The organism is Oscillatoria sp. CS-180 (assembly GCF_028330965.1).
Lineage (GTDB): Bacteria > Cyanobacteriota > Cyanobacteriia > Phormidesmidales > Phormidesmidaceae > Halomicronema.
Genome location: NZ_JAQMUB010000030.1, coordinates 1 through 17516 on the forward strand (window position 1 = coordinate 1; position 17516 = coordinate 17516).

General features: G+C 44.6%; 13 protein-coding genes. 7 read left to right on the top strand and 6 right to left on the bottom strand.

All coding sequences use genetic code 11. From position 1 onward, the window contains the following. The coding region (locus tag PN498_RS06030; RefSeq protein ID WP_272061818.1) for a flavin reductase at positions 1-886 on the top strand (886 nt) is incomplete at its 5' end. Positions 887-970: 84 nt separating this feature from the next. On the opposite strand, the gene PN498_RS06035 is transcribed toward PN498_RS06030, so the two are convergent. Together PN498_RS06035 and lipB are read right to left on the bottom strand one after the other, a co-directional pair. After that, positions 971-1375 (bottom strand): hypothetical protein, encoded by a 405-nt coding sequence (locus PN498_RS06035; RefSeq protein ID WP_272061819.1) that lies wholly within the window; start codon positions 1373-1375, stop codon positions 971-973. 437 nt (positions 1376-1812) lie between these two features. Then, positions 1813-2490, bottom strand: coding sequence for a lipoyl(octanoyl) transferase LipB (gene lipB, locus PN498_RS06040; protein WP_272061820.1), 678 nt, complete (start codon positions 2488-2490; stop codon positions 1813-1815). Between the two features lie 186 nt (positions 2491-2676). Here lipB and hpf point away from each other — a divergent pair, with 186 nt between their 5' ends. Then, entirely contained in the window at positions 2677-3306 is a 630-nt protein-coding gene (gene hpf, locus PN498_RS06045) for a ribosome hibernation-promoting factor, HPF/YfiA family (RefSeq protein ID WP_272061821.1), read from the top strand. Positions 3307-3665: 359 nt separating this feature from the next. On the opposite strand, the gene grxC is transcribed toward hpf, so the two are convergent. Next, entirely contained in the window at positions 3666-3935 is a 270-nt protein-coding gene (grxC, locus tag PN498_RS06050; RefSeq protein ID WP_272061920.1) for a glutaredoxin 3, read from the bottom strand. Positions 3936-4653: 718 nt separating this feature from the next. On the opposite strand from grxC, the gene PN498_RS06055 reads away from it, so the two are divergent. Continuing rightward, positions 4654-5367, top strand: coding sequence for an FHA domain-containing protein (locus PN498_RS06055; RefSeq protein ID WP_272061822.1), 714 nt, complete (start codon positions 4654-4656; stop codon positions 5365-5367). 205 nt (positions 5368-5572) lie between these two features. Here the strand turns inward: PN498_RS06055 and PN498_RS06060 are convergent, their stop codons facing one another. After that, positions 5573-6808, bottom strand: a complete 1236-nt coding sequence (locus PN498_RS06060; protein ID WP_272061823.1) for a glycosyltransferase — start codon at positions 6806-6808, stop codon at positions 5573-5575. A 455-nt stretch (positions 6809-7263) separates the two neighbouring features. On the opposite strand from PN498_RS06060, the gene PN498_RS06065 reads away from it, so the two are divergent. Together PN498_RS06065 and PN498_RS06070 are read left to right on the top strand one after the other, a co-directional pair. After that, complete coding sequence (locus tag PN498_RS06065; protein ID WP_272061824.1) at positions 7264-8610, top strand: oligosaccharide flippase family protein; 1347 nt, start codon at positions 7264-7266, stop codon at positions 8608-8610. Between the two features lie 236 nt (positions 8611-8846). After that, positions 8847-9413, top strand: a complete 567-nt coding sequence (locus PN498_RS06070) for a hypothetical protein (RefSeq protein WP_272061825.1) — start codon at positions 8847-8849, stop codon at positions 9411-9413. 98 nt (positions 9414-9511) lie between these two features. On the opposite strand, the gene PN498_RS06075 is transcribed toward PN498_RS06070, so the two are convergent. Together PN498_RS06075 and PN498_RS06080 are read right to left on the bottom strand one after the other, a co-directional pair. After that, the gene (locus PN498_RS06075) at positions 9512-11518 is read right to left on the bottom strand and encodes a serine/threonine-protein kinase (RefSeq protein ID WP_272061826.1); all 2007 of its coding nucleotides are present in this window, start codon (positions 11516-11518) and stop codon (positions 9512-9514) included. 529 nt (positions 11519-12047) lie between these two features. Next, a complete protein-coding gene (locus PN498_RS06080; RefSeq protein ID WP_272061827.1) occupies positions 12048-14363 on the bottom strand; it encodes an NACHT domain-containing protein in 2316 nt (771 codons plus the stop codon). A 357-nt stretch (positions 14364-14720) separates the two neighbouring features. On the opposite strand from PN498_RS06080, the gene PN498_RS06085 reads away from it, so the two are divergent. After that, positions 14721-14981, top strand: coding sequence for an NfeD family protein (locus tag PN498_RS06085; protein WP_272061828.1), 261 nt, complete (start codon positions 14721-14723; stop codon positions 14979-14981). Between the two features lie 1422 nt (positions 14982-16403). Further along, on the top strand, positions 16404-17453 hold the full coding sequence (locus tag PN498_RS06090; protein ID WP_272061829.1) for a hypothetical protein: 1050 nt from the start codon (positions 16404-16406) through the stop codon (positions 17451-17453). Positions 17454-17516 lie beyond the last annotated feature (63 nt).

Consider the following 17516-nt stretch of genomic DNA (forward strand, 5'->3'; position numbering starts at 1 on the left):
CTCTCAGGCGATCGCGCGGGGAATCACAAAGACGGGCGTGACGGTTGAGATGATGAATCTGCGCTCAGCCGATCCGCAAGACGTCAACGAACTAGTAGGACGAGCGCGGGGCCTTGTCATCGGCATGCCACCGGCATCAGATGCAAAGGGTGCCCAAGCCGCTCTAGGGACTATTTTCGCTGCGGTCAATGACAAACAGGCTGTGGGTCTATTCGAGTCTTATGGTGGAGATGATGAACCCATCGACACGTTGACAACGCGATTCCAAGATCTAGAACTTCGCATTGCCTTTGCCCCCATCCGAGTTAAAGATACTCCTGACGAAGCAATTTATCAGCTTTGCGATGAAGCTGGGACGGACTTAGGTCAGCTGCTGGCACAAGCGAAAAAATTGAAAAAGTTGAAATCCCTTGATGCTGACTTGCAGAAAGCTTTGGGACGTATCAGCAGTGGCCTTTACATTATTACAGCTCAGAAGGGAGACGTTTCCAGCGCTATGCTAGCTTCCTGGGTCTCTCAAGCTAGTTTTCAACCGTTGGGCTTCACAGTCGCCGTTGCTAAGGACCGGGCAATTGAGTCCCTGATGCAGGTCGGTGACACCTTTGTGCTGAACATTTTAGAAGAGGGCAACTATGCGCCTCTGATGAAGCACTTCCTGAAGCGCTTTCCACCGGGTGGCGATCGCTTCGCAGGCATCCGTACCCGCCCCGCTCAAAACGGCTCTCCCATTTTGGGCGATGCTTTAGCTTATCTAGAATGTACTGTTACCAGCCGCATGGAAGTCAGCGATCATTGGGTTGTTTACTGCACTGTCGAAGAGGGTAAAGTATCTGACCCTGAGGGCATGACCGCAGTTCATCACCGTAAAGTAGGTACCTACTATTAAGACAATCCAACGCAAATAGGACTTACGAAGAAGGGTGCATTTCTAGGAATGCACCCTTCTTCATCCTGCCAAGAAGCCCGTCACCTAGACGTAACCGTGCAAAAAATCGTGGGGTTCATCTTCCCAGCAAGGCTCAGGATACATCCGAGCTAAATAACGATGAACATCGAGAGTGATGTCTTGAATCAGATCATTGTCAAAATCGAAAAGCGCTTCCAGAGCCTGGCGATCGCCCTCCCGCAGCTCTGCCAAAGGACTGGCGTGATGAACATCCAGACTTGGCGAAGTTACTTCGATTGTCTTAGCTGTGGGCAAAATAACGCTCTCGTCTGAACGCGACAAATACAAAGCATGAGTCGCGTCATGAAACGTCGTAGCGTATGAAGTTTGAACTGTCAGTGCAAACGATTGATTGTTGTTGCCATTCCCCCAAACCCTTTTGTTCCAAAAGGGAATTTCGGGGTTCCGTGAGATTAACCCTTCATCCATTCGATTTGATGCTGCCTAAATAAGACTGGTCCGACGAGCGCCAGAACTGGTAACGTACAGAGATTTAAAGACCCTACGATTTTGCAGAGTTTTTTGCTCTGGGTTTCGCTAAAAACAAAGCCCTAACGCCTATTTTCCAATCAAGTTCGGAACTGCGGACACCCTTCGGTAACTCTACTGTAACTTGCTATCGAAGTTTAAGGTGGGGTTATCCCCATATTCCATCTATTTTTTTGATGTTGATGACAAATTCTCGCTGGATGTACCAGGGGCAAATCTTGCTATCGTTTGAGTCTGAACGCTCTGTTTATTCTCAGCGTTAGGAACGGGAACTTATTTAAGTATCAACTTTGAGCTTTGGATTCGCTGATAACTCAATCATTCAAAACTCAAAACTGAGAACTTAAAATTCATTCCTTAATTGTCTGATAATTCCTTCATGAAAGGCTTGATGGCAACGTACACAGGTCCTGAGGCACTAGCTCGCACTGAAAGACCTGAGCGAATTGTTTTTCTAAAACAGGTTGAACTTGCAGTCGATCTAAACCCTGCTGAAATTCAGAAAGACTACCCACAGCTTTATCGGCAATACCGCAAGGAACGATGTGCTGAAACCCTGATAGGTCTGGGCAAATATTCAAGGCAAACCCATGCATTGTGATCCAACGACTCGCTTTGATACCGATCGCAGCTACTTTTCGGCCCTCAACCCACACTCCAGTCAATCCATCCGAGCGTTCTCCATCAATCTCAAAAGCCGATACGGTTCTGATAACAACCTCCTCTAGCTGCCGTAAATACCAATGAAGGTCCGGTCGATGTCGGCGAAGGTTAAGAATTGGATATCCCACTAGTTGTCCAGGACAGTGATAAGTGACCTCTCCCCCGCGTTCAATCCTCACGACAGGAGGCATGTGTGCGTTGGGTGTGAACTTCAAGAACGACTCATCAGCACCCTGTCCCAGGGTATAAACAGGAGGATGCTCAACGAGTAATAGAGCGTCTGGCAGGTCAGGGTTTTGACGACGAAGATGCAATAGGTTCTGCTGCCATCGCCAGACAATATCGTAAGAAACGGTCTCTAAGCGATAGAGCCAGCAAATGCGTTTGGCCATACCTTTGTTCGAATGAAGTGCGATCGAGGAAGCCACGGCTAATCCTGCTTTAATACTCGACAGAAATTTTCGTGAGAAAGAAATAAAAAAACATTACCGGTTGCAAAGGATTCTGAAGGAGACTGTCGTGCAGAATACAAGGTGTTAGGGTGAAATCATAAAGGAATATCGTACGGAGGCGACTCTATGAAGCTCGTGATTCAAGGTAAGAACATCGAGATCACGGATGCCATCCGCAGTTATGTAGACCAAAAGATTTCCAAAGCCGTCAGCCATTTCAGACATTTAACGCATGAAGTAGACGTCAATCTATCGGTCGCTAAGAATGCTCGGATTAATCCGAAGCAGAATGCGGAAGTGACTCTATATATTGATGGAGCTGTTGTACGAGCTGAGGAAAGCAGCGAAAACCTCTACGCCAGCATTGATTTGGTCTCCAACAAGATAACTCGTCAACTGCGGAAGTATAAGGAAAAGCGTCAAGGCCGCAAATCTACGTCTGTCAAGCCTAACGATGCATTTGTGACAACTGAAAACCCAAGCGTGGACGTTTCTCAGTTACTCAACAAATCACCCGAGCTTCCAGAGGCTGTCGTAAGGACCAAATACTTCTCAATGCCACCGATGACTATTAACGAAGCATTAGAGCAGCTTGAACTGGTCGATCACGACTTCTACATGTTTCTCAATTCAGACACGGGGGAAATCAACGTCATTTACGAACGCAATCATGGTGGATATGGACTGCTTCAGCCAAGACATAACCATCACTCCAAGGAGACCAGCCCTCAAAGTCGAGTAGTCTCTGTGGCATAGCTTAGCGTTCTATAATCAACTGCTAGTTTCCTCTAGATAACGCCGTCCCGTTAGATTGCCTCCAATGAGGTGCTCTAACGGGACCGTTTTGTCTCAGTCAGTTCCTCAGTTTCAAGAAAAAGCTGTCGTCAATGAATTTGAGGGTGTTGCTGAATTTGGGGATAAATGGATCAGTTGTCGTCTTGGCATAGTCGCCCTATATCTCCTGTCTTGAGCGGCTTTAAGCCGTGATTCCTTGGTAAAAAGGAAGCAATTATCTCTATTGATGAGCAACGCCAACCTCAGATAGTCAAAGATATTAGACGACTAGCCGTAAGAGAAACTGTTCTGGCCTTCTGTCCTTTGCGATGTGTCAGGAATCAAACAGTGCTGGACTTATTGAGAAGTTCATCCAATTGTCCTTGTTGCTCTAAGGCATATAAATCGTCACAGCCGCCAACATGACTATCATCAATAAAAATTTGAGGGAGTGAGCGTCTACCGCCAGCTCTTTGAGTCATTTGCTCTCTGGCTTCTTCGTCTCCATCAATACAGTATTCGGTGTAGGCGATCGCCTTCTTCTGGAGCAGCGCTTTAGCACGAATGCAGAAAGGACAGGTACTCCATGTGTAAACTTCTACGTTGGGCATTGCCATAGCGCGAAAACCTCAGATAAGATACTGCTTTCTTCCGTTTATCCTAACGTTTTAGAGTATCGTCAGCTTTGTCACCAATTCACCGTTGCTGATAGGGAATATCACAAAGTCATCGTTTTCTGTCTCACTTTAATGGTGTCTGGTTTGGAAAGTGCACCTTTAGACAAGCACATCAACTTCAATAGTTATTATGTGATTCTTAAGTTTGATATTAGGTTTCGTAATCCAGGTAAGAATAGGCACAGATTAATAGGTAACTTCCATGAGATATGATAAACACTATTGTAGAAGACGCCCGTAAAGCTAATTGATCTTGTCTTGATAAAGCCTGCGTTTGACTACAATCCAGTTGCTGAATCATACTTTTCTCTTAAGAATGCTCGTCTTTTATGAAGTATCTTATTTGACAAAGCACTACAAAGAATTGTCCCGCGTAAAGCAAGTCTCAGTAATGACTTCGTTTGTTTGTCGCTATTTTGAAACAGCACATGGGTAGACTGTCCGTAACTGAAAGAATCAAGGTTTCAAGATTAAGGTTTTCGGTTTGCATCTTTGTCTAGTGGTCTACCCCTCTATGTCATGGATTTTTAGTAATGACATCAATTAGGATAAACAAATGCTGATTAGGTATCCTTATGAATAGGGTTTGCCCATGAGGGTGGTTTTGCGTCTTTCGATTCAGGTTGTTGATTGATATAAGAGACTGGAGATCATGTTCGATCCCAAAACGCTGAGTGAATATGCACTCTCACATATGGACTCTTCAGATGAAAACATTCAGAACAGTTTGAACCTATTCCAAGTATTTCGGCGGCTATACGAACAAAACCCCTCACTGCTGAACGAAATCCTCAGCTTGGCAGCAGTAGATAAGCAGATGCCTGTTCGCCCAGACAACTTTTCATATGTGCTGGGGTTAGTCACTGACAAACAAGCACTCCTCATCACAAACGTTTCTGGAGACAGATCTCAGATTTTCTTACAGCCTCATCTTCAAAACCAAATTTGGACATTTGGCCGCGACCCTAATAAAGCCTCTCTGCCCATTCGCGATCGCCGTCTTTCTCGATGTCACGCCGCTATCCGCTACGATTCGGCTTGTGGGTTTGTCATTTACGACCTCAACAGTACTAACGGCACTTACATCAATGGTGTCCGTATCCGACAAAATCATCTTCTAAAGGATGGCGACCTAATTCGTTTAGGCAGCATGAATTTTGGCTTTTTCACGGGTTCTGACTTTCGCCGGGTTGGTTGCCCTTCCCCAGAAATCGTTCGGATGCTCAGTGAATCTTGTGTTCCACCCACCTCTCCCATGGAGATGATGGACGTAACGGAAGCAGAAGATGAAGACACTCTGCCGCCGAATTTAGAACAGACGCTGCACTTCATGAATAGAACGGAATTCATGAGTGAGCAGGATTAGCTTTACTCCAAATGAGCCGTCGTTAGTCCACTAGAACAAGACGGCGAGCACCGGGCTATAGCTAAGTACTTGGATGCTATTGGGTGCACAAGCCCAGATAGCTCAAACTATACTTTGATCCCCTTCTCAGTCGTGTCATAGAACCCACCTACAGGGGATTGATCTGCGCTTCTGCCCGGCTAAAAACCAGCCAATTCCAATTATCTCAGGCCTCTTGATAGGTCGCTCTAATCAAATCAATCCTGTTCTGATGGGCAGTTGTTCTGTCAAAAACATTGCCTGATTGAGCGGCCTTTCGGATCAAATCAGCTAACGCTTGCCTTTCAGTATCTAAGGAGGACAGCTTTTTAGCGAGCATTTGCCAGTCATCAACATCCACAAATTCACCGCCACCGTGGGGATTTACAAGTTCAACGGGATAGGCGCTTTCGTAGCCGATAATGGCACAACCTAGAGCAAGGGCTTCAATCAAACACCTCGGCGATTCAGGGGTTTTGTGACAGAACAAAAAGATGTGAGCGTTGCGGACAAACTCAACAACTTTTTCCCGCTCAGCCACGTAGCCTGGAAACGAGATATGGTCAGAAATTCCCAACGACTCCGCTAGATCTCTCATCTCCGATAATAAGGGCCCGTCCCCTATCCAGCTTGCCTGAACGGGTGTCCCTGATTTAACGAGCGTATCGATCGCGCGTATCCAGTCAAGAGGTCCTTTGATCTCAGCAGCCCGCCCTGCGTAGCAAATCCGCAGCGGATTGTCTTTAGACAGGACAGACTCTGCCTTTTGCTCAAGTTGAGAAGGGGTAATCTTCTCTTCACCTGTGACAGTTACGTGATAGATCAGGTTAGCCTTTCTGCAATAACGGGAGTATTCGTTGTAAGCATCTTGCCCCTGGATGAGTGCCATATGAGACTGGCGAAACAGATGCTCGTGGTACCGCTTCATGAGCGGTAAAGAGAGCGAATCCTTTATGAAGCGCTTTAGGAAAGGCTTCTTGCTATAGCTAATCTTCGCAACCTTGTGGTAAACGACATCGGCAGAGATAACATAGGGGCGATCTTGCTGAATAGCTTCTAAACAAGCTACAGCGGCCCAGTCTCCCACTAGGGCATGGGGAGAAAATTCCAGATATTGGGATTCCTGAATTCTTTTACTTAGGAGCGATCGTACTACAGAATAATTTTTGATAAAATCGTTAACTTTAAAAGCTTCAGGTAAGGGTAAAAACTCAAGCCGATGCCCATAGGAAAGCTTTTCAACGGGATAGCATTTCTGCAAACCAAAATTGTTGTTATCAGTTGTTACTGGACAGGCCAACGTGACTTTCTCAAAATTTTTGAGATATATCTTTAGAGCATCTAACCAATCAATATCAATCAGTAGCTGCCCATCGACGCTTCGAAGGACGCTGGGAAACACCTGAAGTACTTGTTCGTGCATAACCTTCTTGCAAAATCTAGTATTGGCACCCCCGGCTCATCGAAACCGACTTAAACGAACTAGCGCGATCGCCGCGCTAATTTCGTCTTCAGTTGAAAGCTTCTCAGAATCAGTTGTGAGATCGATCACCAGAAAACGAACCTAATTTCAAGCATTGCTTCCAAAGGAGGAAGACTAGCATTGGGTCCCAATCAATCATAACTTTGTGAGTTAGTAAACGGATTACGAATCTCCAAAACAAAATCTTATTGGAATTCAGGGTTCTATGATGAAATCTTCTTCAGCGTTGATAATACCTTGTGCGGCAGTCATGATGTATCGGGATATCAAAGTGGGAAGCTTATTTCAGGAAATGTCCCTCCAGAGACAACCCACCAGGATGTCAATCGCTCGTCGCGGGTTGGGAAAGCTGTATATCAGCCCTAGTAAAGATAGCCCTTGAGGTAATACACTCAATGTCCTCAATTAAAAAATTGGCCATTCAAGGCGCGATTTGGACATTTTTAGGATATGGCATGGGCCAATTCCTACGCCTTCTGAACAATCTTCTGCTTACCAGAATTTTGGCTCCTGAAGTGTTCGGATTGATGGCATTGGTGACCACTTTCCGAATAGGACTTGAACTGTTTACAGATATTGGAATCATACAGAATGTTATTCAGAGTAAACGAGGAGATGATCCAGACTTTTTAGATACCGCGTGGACTATTCAGGTTCTTAGAGGCTTTTTAATCTGGTTTTGTGTCTGCCTTATATCCGTTCCTTTAGCAAATTTCTATGGCGAACCTCAGCTTTGGCAGCTGTTGCCCGCTACAGGAATCACTAATTTAATCACTTCATTTCAAACAGTCCGAGTCTACACTCTAAATCGACATATCCAATTAGGAAAAGTCACTATATTTCAGTTTTTAGAGCAAGTTGTTTCGATTGTTGTTATGTTGGCAGTCGCCCTAATATATCCTTCAGTATGGGCAATTGTTGTTGGTACTATTGCAGGCTCTATTTACAAAGCTGTATTCTCTTATGTTTTATGTCCTGGTCCTCGCCATAAGTTTTCCCTTGAACCGGAAGCCAGAAAGGAGATTACGGATTTCGGTCGCTGGATATTTCTAACCAGTATTTTTATCTTTTTAGGCGATCAAGCCGACCGTTTGATTCTTGGAAAACTAATTCCAATTGAAGTTTTCGGGGTTTACAGCATTGCTGTCAACCTGGCTCTGTTACCCGTTCAAGTTGTTCAACAGCTGGGCTTCAAAGTCATCTTTCCCGTGGTTTCCAAACAGGCAGACCTACCAAGAGATGAGCTAACACAAAAGATCGTCAAACAGCGCAGAATTCTGCTAGTAGGGGTCTATCTCATTCTGATTCCCTTCATGTGTTTTGGCGACTACATTATTGATTTTTTGTACGACGAGAGATATCAGCAGGCGGGCTGGATGCTGCCAGTTCTAATGCTGGGACGATGGTTTGCCATGGTCAACGAAACCTCTGGCTCTTGTCTGCTGGGAATTGGTAAACCGTCCTACACCGCTAAGAGCAGAGGCATGAGCTTTTTCTTGTCACTCGTTGGCATCAATGTAGGGTTTGCTTTATTTGGAATTGCAGGTGCAATTTTTGTCGTTTCTCTCACCAATCTACCGATCGCTTTCTACCTCAGTTATGCGCTCTTCCGAGAGAAAATCAATCTGGTTCGCCAGGACATTGTTCTTACCCTCCTTTTAATAGTGATTGTGATAGCAGTCCTATTCAGTCGCAGTGCTCTTGGCTTTGGTAGTCCTTTTTCTGGATTGATTGCGAGCTGAGTTGATCAAAATTAGCATTCACAATCTGGAAAAGGCTTTCAAGCCTTGAAGAATACTCAATTACGGTGTTACTTAGGTCGTCTCCGTCACGAGAGTTTGAGTCACTTAAACTCTTGTGCAAAGTTAAAGTGGCAAGGGCACAGACTTGTTCAAGGCGTCAGCGTCAAATTGCCCTTCAGCTTTTTAGTCACCTCGTGGGTGTTAAATCTACTTGCTGTCCCTATCAGCCCTTAACAATGCCTCTTATTTCCAGAACCCGTACTCGGTGGTTAATTGTTGCTTTAGCTTTGAGTGCGATCGCGTTTTCTCCTGTCCGGGCACAGTCTCAAGAGCTATGTGAGCCGGATGGCAATTACGAATCACCTTCTGAAACACTACGGACAGTCGAACTGCCTGAATTAGGTGTTTCTGTCTCTATTCCTGAAAATTACCGCACCATGAAACTTCAGAATGGAGCTGTGCAGATTCTTCACCCTGACGATTTTGAATGGATTCAATGCGTTGCAAACGGCGGCAGGGGTGGAGGTGGCTACTACTTTGAAATGATTCAGAAGGTCATGCCCGACCCCACACTGAATTTACAAGAACAGGCTAGTCGCATGATGGGCAGCGATATTCAGATTATGGCCTACCAGCAAAATGGATTAGAGGGCTATATTGTCAATTCCGTTTATGGGTACAATGTGGCATTTTTGGGAACAATCCCCGGCTACCAACATCTCATCGAGGTGTCAGCAGGTTGCGACTGCGAAATTGAGGTTGAGGCAGTAACGGACCTCTTGTCGGAAGTCCGTCCCCTCTAGGCTTGTGCATTTAATCGCATCTAGGTGCACAAGCTTAGAGCCAAATGGCTCGCTGTCTTACCCTAGCGGGACTGGCAACGTCTTATATTCCCTAAAATTCAATCCTTGTCCTCTGGAGATGCTTCTGGACCACTTGGAGTCGAGGTAACATTATCAGCGCTGACATCTAGGGCGTAATCTAAAGGGGCGTTTTGCGTCGAGACCACAACGATCTCATAATAACCAGACTGAGGTAGCTGACCTGACCAAGTGCGATCGCTCGAATCCTCTAGCAATACAGGAATCTCATCAGTCGGATTGGGGACATAGACTGAGAGGCGAGTACTCTGAGGTGGAGCCTGTAGGTTAAGCCGCATAAATTGACCTTCGCTGAGGTTGATGGTGTAGATCCGTCCCTCCCCAGCATCTAGACGATCGCGCAATGATTGACCAAATTCTCCACTGCCGAATTGGATTTCTTCGCGACGTTCGCCTGATTCAATCGCTTGAACGCGATCATAGGCCAGCCCATGCCAAATTTGTCCAATAGGCTGATCAATGAAATCCTGAGCCGCATTTTGTGGATATAGATAGGCAAACTTAGCATCTGTCAGATCGTAGAGGGCGCGACTGCCAACAAAGTGCTGATTGACTTGCTGACGCCAGCGATCGCGATCAGCAGCGCTAAAACTACCCAATCTCTTCCGAGCCTCAGTGCTAAGGTTGTTCTCTAAGACGGTCAAAACTTCGTTGGAGATGCTGTCCCACTCAGCGCGTAGATCAGCGTCTTCAGGGCGATCGCTGAGCGCTTGTCCCTGCATTTGAGGAAATTGCGCGAAGAACAACTGATCGGTTAGCTTAACCAAAAACTGATTGTTAATCTGAAGCGCGTCCCTACGCTGCTTTAGGTCATTTTTTCGAGCTTGCTCTTCAGTCGAAAATGAGGGATTAGACGGTTCATTGGTTTCCTCCCCTGCAGAGGTTTCAACGTCGCCTGAATTAGATAGCGTTGTGGATCCGGTAGGATCCCATCGACTGGCAAGCCACCAGACTAGACTAATAGAGCCAATTAGCAAAAACAAACCTAGAAGCGCTTGCCAACAACCGTTAGTGTTTGCTGAGCGCTTTTTGCTAGGCTTAGGGGCTGAGCCAGGTGGAGCGGCAATGGTACTAGGAGGCGTCACCCCTCTACCTGGGGCCACTGCAACTGTGGGCTCGACATAGTTGTGGTTGGTATTGTTAGGTATGTAGGTCGGTGTGGCGTAAGTGTCAGGGTTGGACAGGGCCTTGCTGATCGCTGAGGCCGAGGAGTAGCGATCGCCCACCCGAGGCGCTAGCATTCGATTCAAGAGTTTTGTCAGGCGAGGACTCAGAGAGACATACTGCTGCCAGTGCCATTGCTTGGTGTAGCGATCGTACAGAACGTCTGGACTTTGGCCCGTCAGAAGCACCAATGCTGTGACTGCCAAGGCGTATAGATCGGCACTTGGAGAAACCTGCCCAGCTTCTAGCTGTTCTTCTGGTGCATATCCAACTTTACCTAGGCGTGTCGGAACAGTTGTAGCTCCTACTTGCTGCTGTACAGCGGTTGCCAATTGTTTGACACCGCCAAAATCAATTAGCACAGGCAAGCCGTCACTATTGCGCTGAATCAGGTTGTCTGGAGCGACATCTCTGTGGACAACACCGACACCATGAAGATAGTCAAAAACGGGCAGAATTTGCTGAAGCATTCGAATCACTTCGGATTCAGAGAAGCAGCTTCCTGAAGTTAGACGTGTTTCCAACAGCTCTTGGTAGGTTGGCCCTTCTACATAATCTTGGACTAGGAAAATGCGTCCCTGATAATTTGTTTGAACTCTCAGCAGTTCTCTAAACCGAGGAATCTGGGGATGATTCAGTTGATAAAGAACATCCGCTTCCCGCTCGAAGAGTTGTTTCGCCTTTTGTAACCCTGCCTCATCATTGACTTGGGGAAAAAATTCCTTGAGAACACACAGTTCATTGAAGCGGTTGATATCTTCAGCCAAATAGGTGTAGCCAAACCCACCTCGACCCAATTCACGCAGAATCCGATATCGGCTACCCAATAATTGATTAGAGCTGTCCATGCCGCCCAACGTCATCGTGTTTCTCCCAAGATCCTGTGTGCAGCGTATCGTATTGACCAAGAGGTGGAATATCCTCTGATCGTGCTGTCTAGTTATAACTTGCCATCTTCTTTTCCGGGTCAGACTAACGACTCAGAAAATACAGTTATAGACACTCGAAGACACCTTTCCTGAAAGCAGACGCCACAAAGTTTTATCAAGCATTTGCGACAATTTCTAGAATGCTGTTCCAGACCGAAGCGCATTCAGCTAACGACGACAAAACCTAGAATGGACCACCCAAGATTAATGCTCATAGTCATTCCTCATAGCTAACCCTGATGTTCAAAACCATATCAAAGCGTAGTTTTCAGGGGCAAAGGTGAAGAAACGGCTTAATCGCTCAGAGTATTTCAGCTTTACTTCGCGGTTTGATCACTATACCTTTGAGCGAGGCAACACTAGATCATTCAGCCCAAGTTTCGCTGTATCGCCAATACGGTGAACAGGAAATCCCACATCATAGCTACAAACTAATCCATGCAGGGTCACTATTTCAATTAAGTCACTCCGCTACGACAAATAAAGTTTCTCTCACCTGCTTCTGTAAAGTACGGCTGACATAACAGTCACCACTAAGGCAATCCATTAAAAGTTTGCTGGCATTGTAATACTCCTTAAGCATATTCAGTTGAATTGAATTGAAATTCCACTCATGACCAATATCTCGATTAGTCACAACACAATTCCTTAACTGTTTGGTCCAATTTCTCAAATCCTCCAGATGTTCTGTATTCTCTCCAAACATCCGTGACTGAACAAGGTGAGGTAGTGCGTTCACAATTTGCGACCAATTTTCTCTAAAGCTATTACTACTCAAGGAGGATTGCTGTACCATTCGGTTGGTTGCCTGCAAATCTAGTTCAATTTTGTGGCATAGTTCGGCGTATTCAGGAGTAGATGTTGGCATCTGCAATAGCTTATTTGAAGTGTTAATAACGCTGACAAGGGCCCGATCTAAATCCATTTCAGGGTGAATTGGCGTAGAGTTCACTGAACTAACGACTTCTTCTTGACTAATTGAATACATAAAGTAAAAAGCTCTAATGAAGTACTGCGGCATCTTGGCATTTGAGCTGAATGCTTTACGCTTAAGCCAACCAAAAAAATCGATCAGTCGAGATTGATCTTTCAGCATAATGTCTATCTTCTGCTTCATGAAGACAATCAAATCATCAGCGTTAGGTGACATACTAACGGCTAAAAGAAAAACTTCATTCCACTGTTTGTTTTTAACCTGTTCAAAAACGAGCTGAATTTTCTCAAGGTTTCGCTCATAAGAAATAGCACGAGCGGCAAAGTATTCCTGGAAACTCAGGTGAGAGAAGGAGTAAATGCCATGGGCACGCTCGACTAACAAACCATGTTGGGCTTCAATCGATCGCAACACTCTCTCAGCCTGTGCTTCCATTTCATAGGGAAGAAGCTTACGCCTTAGCCTGCCAGGGATGTGAACAATATACTCAGCGATATAAGTTGCTAGCGTCTGTTTCTTGAAAAATATCTCCGATCGTTCAAAAGCCTTTAAAGCAATATGACTGAGTAGCCCTATTTTTCTATCAACTGAAAGCTCCTGGTAAATTTGTCCTCGTTCAATATTACGACTAGCGTCCCATCGCCTCAGCAGCGTATATATTCCTTCTGAATAGAGTTCTGCACGGCTTGCAGGAAAATCAGCCTCTACCTCAAAGACTAAGCAGAGCAATGTCAAGAGCAGCGGATTTGTTGCCAGTTCTTGGATACGCGAGTTTTGTTGTAGCTTTTCTAAAAAGCTGTCTGCTTTCTCCGGTGTTTCCTTATAAGCAAACCAGTTTCTCGAAAAGGCTTCAATTTGCTCCTCATTGAAATCAGCTATTTCAACCTCTGTAAATTGCTCAAACACATATTCTTGGGCTGCAATACGGCATGTTAAGAGAAAGCGGTTTCCGTGAAAATTCTCAGTGAAACTTTGAATATGCTGATTGACTCGATGCATGTCCTCGACTTTGACTTCATCTAAGCCGTCTAAAAGTAAAAGAAGTCTCCGTTCCTGTAAAAGTCCCTCAATCTCGTAGTCGTTGATTCTCCATGGAGCATGTTCTTGAATAATGTATTCCAGCAAACTAGGTTGACTGTCTGCTTCAGCAAAATGCTTAAGGACAATAAAGATCGGTAAATGATTCGGAAAAAGCTTACGAGCGTTGCACTGAGTAGCAATGTGCTTGAGAAAGGTTGTTTTACCGGCTCCGGGTCGGCCCAATAACAACAACTTGTCTTCCTGCTGAATATAGTCAAGGCCAGATACTTTCTCAACAGTATGGCGTCCTAGCCCCAGTTGATTGAGATCATCGTTGCCCGACTGAAACGCACTCAACAGATCACTGACTCGCAGGCGTTGGTTGCGAGAGACCTGTTCTAAAATATTGACTTCTGTAAAAATGTTAGATAGTTCCAAAGGGCGCGTCATTGCGAGAACCCTCATGGAACCACACTCATTCTGAATTTTATCTTTTAGGCGATCGTTCAGTTCATCAACTAATCCATCAATATCGACATTACCTAGATTGGATGAACGATTAGGATTGGCCTTCTGATACTCTTCGCAAAGGAAATAGTGGAGGCGCGATCGCTTCCCACGTCCCCCATCTCTAAAACTAAACTTGGTGTAAACATTACCCATGCGAGAACGATACGCCGACAGGGTAAGACCAAGGATCTTAATGATGACAGGATCTTTCCTGCCGCTGTGAAAGGTTTCAACAAAAGCATCCTCCTCAAGCTTAGTCAAACCATACTTCCTTGCCATAGATACAAGGAAATCCTTCGGTAGTTCTTCCTGCATCGCGCGTGTAGATATTTTTTACCCTGTAGGGATATATTCAGGTAAAACCACGGAGAATGTCAACGCGCTTACTACAAAGAATAGTAATACTCATCTTAAATTTTTATGGTGGTCTTGATTGACATTTTCTTCAGTATTTGGTGTACTTTTGTTTGGTCTCGATACCAGTTGTTAGCTGAACTTGATGACGACGATTAACATTTTTTGGGCTGCATAGATGATGACGCTGCCTAATTCTCTTTAAGTTTTTGCAATTCTTGCACTTAATAGAAAAAGTCGGGGAAAGTTGGCTTTTCTCTAACGCTAAAGTCTAATTTTCAAATGCCATAGTTAGAGTGTTGTTTCCAGTTGAAAGCTATGAACACTCTAAATACCTTTGATTGCGGCTTTTCCAGCCCTTATCCAGTTGAGTTGTCAGACAATTTAGGCGTTGCTACGGTACTGAAAACCATTAAGCCTGATCATTTGGGGCGGGTACGCTTTGAGGCAACTGACTGGCCTGCACGGTTCTACTATCCCAATATGCAGAGCAAAGTTGCACCAAACACCGATGTTCATGTAGTGGGTCGTCAAGGACTAACGCTGCTCGTCGTGCCTCAACCCTCAAAGCTCTGTTGAGGTACCAACACAAACAGGAAAATTCCTTGAGTGAATTGATTGCTAAGAACCATAATGGAGACAACAGTCCGATGTAAAGCTTTTTGATGAAAATTTTCGTCGATTAAAGCACTGACAAAAGGCAGCTGACAACATAGTTTATTGATCCGTACAGGTGACCAAACTGCCTAAGTCATGTGATGACGGCTATACGTCCCGAGAAGACCTATTTTGTAAGCTCTTTTCGGGACGTTTTGTCTATGAGGTGATTCTTTCGTAAAAGAAGAGAAGATTAGAGGTGCTCTTCTGCGATCGGTTTGAATAGTTTGACGATCGCGTTGACTTGTTTCTAGCAACGATCATCCAGTCCAAGTCGTGTGGTTGTCATGCCCGTAACGTGGCAGCAGCGATAAACTTTCACTACTCAATGTCGTCAGGTAGGCGAGCAAATTTATAGCTTTAGCCATTTGGACTTGTACACCAAACAGCATTCAAGTGCTTAGTCTATAGCCAAATAGCTCGCCGTCTTGTTCTGAAAGATCTGGCAACGGCGATACGATCAGGTCAGTCGAGCGATCGCGTTCTCCTAAGTTTGACTGGATGATGGCCAAACGAACAAAACCTAGCACAGCAACTCAACTATCCCCAAAACAGGACTGAACTTGGGGAAACGCAAACGTTTGCAAATGATTGAGAGGGATGTCAGATACCCTACTCTTTAGAATGCTGCCTTTTCGCCCTAAGCTTTCACCTGAAACTGCTTCAGAGAATCGCTACAGTCACAATTCAAATATCTTTAAAGCCCAGCGACCCTGTTAGCAGCGTCTTAATTAGAACCTTTCGTCAGCCAGGAATTTTGCTAATTCGTTCGTTCGATCATGAATATTGTGTGGCATAGCCATATAGATTTATCAATGCCCAGAATTAAAATGATCCCGTTGCTGATATCGATTTAGATTCCATAAAAAATAATTTCGAGAAAGTCTTTAAAGTAAATTGTAGGAGCTATCAACTCTATCAATTTTTTCGGGCATATTACTTTCAAGCTGACTAACTTTTCTCTGGAGCTTCGAACAAGATCATCCCCATAAAAAATACCGAACAGTCTGTTTTTATGAAGACTGAAACCATAAAGCGGGCCGGAGCAGATCAAAATTTTGGACTAAGGTTTTATTCTGAATTTAGGGTGAAAAAGCCGTTAAGCAACTATAGATTATCGCATGTTGATACCTTTGATAGATATTTATGATCATTCAACTTTCTCGTTATAAAGCGACCAACCGTTCAGTACTAATAGGAATCAGATTGAGTGCATAATCATTGACTCACTTTTGGCTTAATTGTTTATCTCCAGTCCTCGATAAACAAAATCAGGTTGCTAAGGGGTGCTTATCTATTCGGTGTTAAAAACGCCGACGAAACTGCCCACCTAAATTTAAAGTAATGTTAATTCCTGCTCATTTTAATAACGTTCCAACTGTCGAGCGTTTGGTGAAAGTTTGGAGCGATCGCTACTTTCCAGATTTATCCTTACTTGATATTGGTCAAGATTCTAACGTTCAAAGCCAACTAAGAGAGGCTGCTTCATCCCAAGGTCGGATACAAACAGCGGAAAAGTTACCTTCCGAGTTAATAAAGAAAAGGTGTCAGTTAGGAGCGATCAGAACGCGAGAGTTATATCAGGATCAAGATACTCAATCTTTTCGAAAAGTCGTTCGCTTATCCGAAATCTCTAGCAAAATCTATGATCAACTACTCAAAACCTATCAAGAGGAGTCAACAATTGTTTTGTCCTCAAAAGGGAATTTGTGGAGTACTTCAGGAGCCACGTCCCTGGAAGCTTGGGGGTTCCCTAAGATTAGTAGATTGGCAAGTACTTTAGAACCTTTGCTACTGGAACTGCAAGAGCATATGGTCGCAAATGACTGGCGCTCTATTGGATTTGTTACAACCCAAATTAATCTAACTAATGCTCTATTGCTAGAAGAACTGACCTTGACAGAGCAGGTTTTAATAACGCCTTACCTGAACTTTCTAGAGGAACAAGTTGCATTGCCTTGGCAACGAATTTGCGTGGCTGCTGAAAGATACGATTTGGATTCCCCTTTGTTTGTCATTACCGAACAGATGCTATCGAGAATATCTGAAATTTCCATGGTGGTTTTCGAGCATTTGGGACAATCTTTTTCAGGTTATCGTAGTCGCCGAGGCGATTTTGAAGATGCTAAAATCATGCATTCTTGCTTACGAGACTTTGACATGTTTCAAACATATCTCTGGCTTTCCATATTGGATGATGATTCGACATTCATTGAGCAAGAATTAGCCGCCGTTTGCATCATGGTTTTTGATATTTTAGGCATTCCTTGGAAGATGACAGCGACAGCTACTCGTTTACTGATGGATGAAGTCTTAACCCATTTAGATTCGGATCAACAGGTTCTAGTTACCTACTACACCAAAACAATGGTTGAGACCTTCTCAAGAGCCTGATTAGGGCACGCTAAGAAGCATCTTTAATTCGATTGGGTGCAGAAGGTTGATTTGCTTAACCAA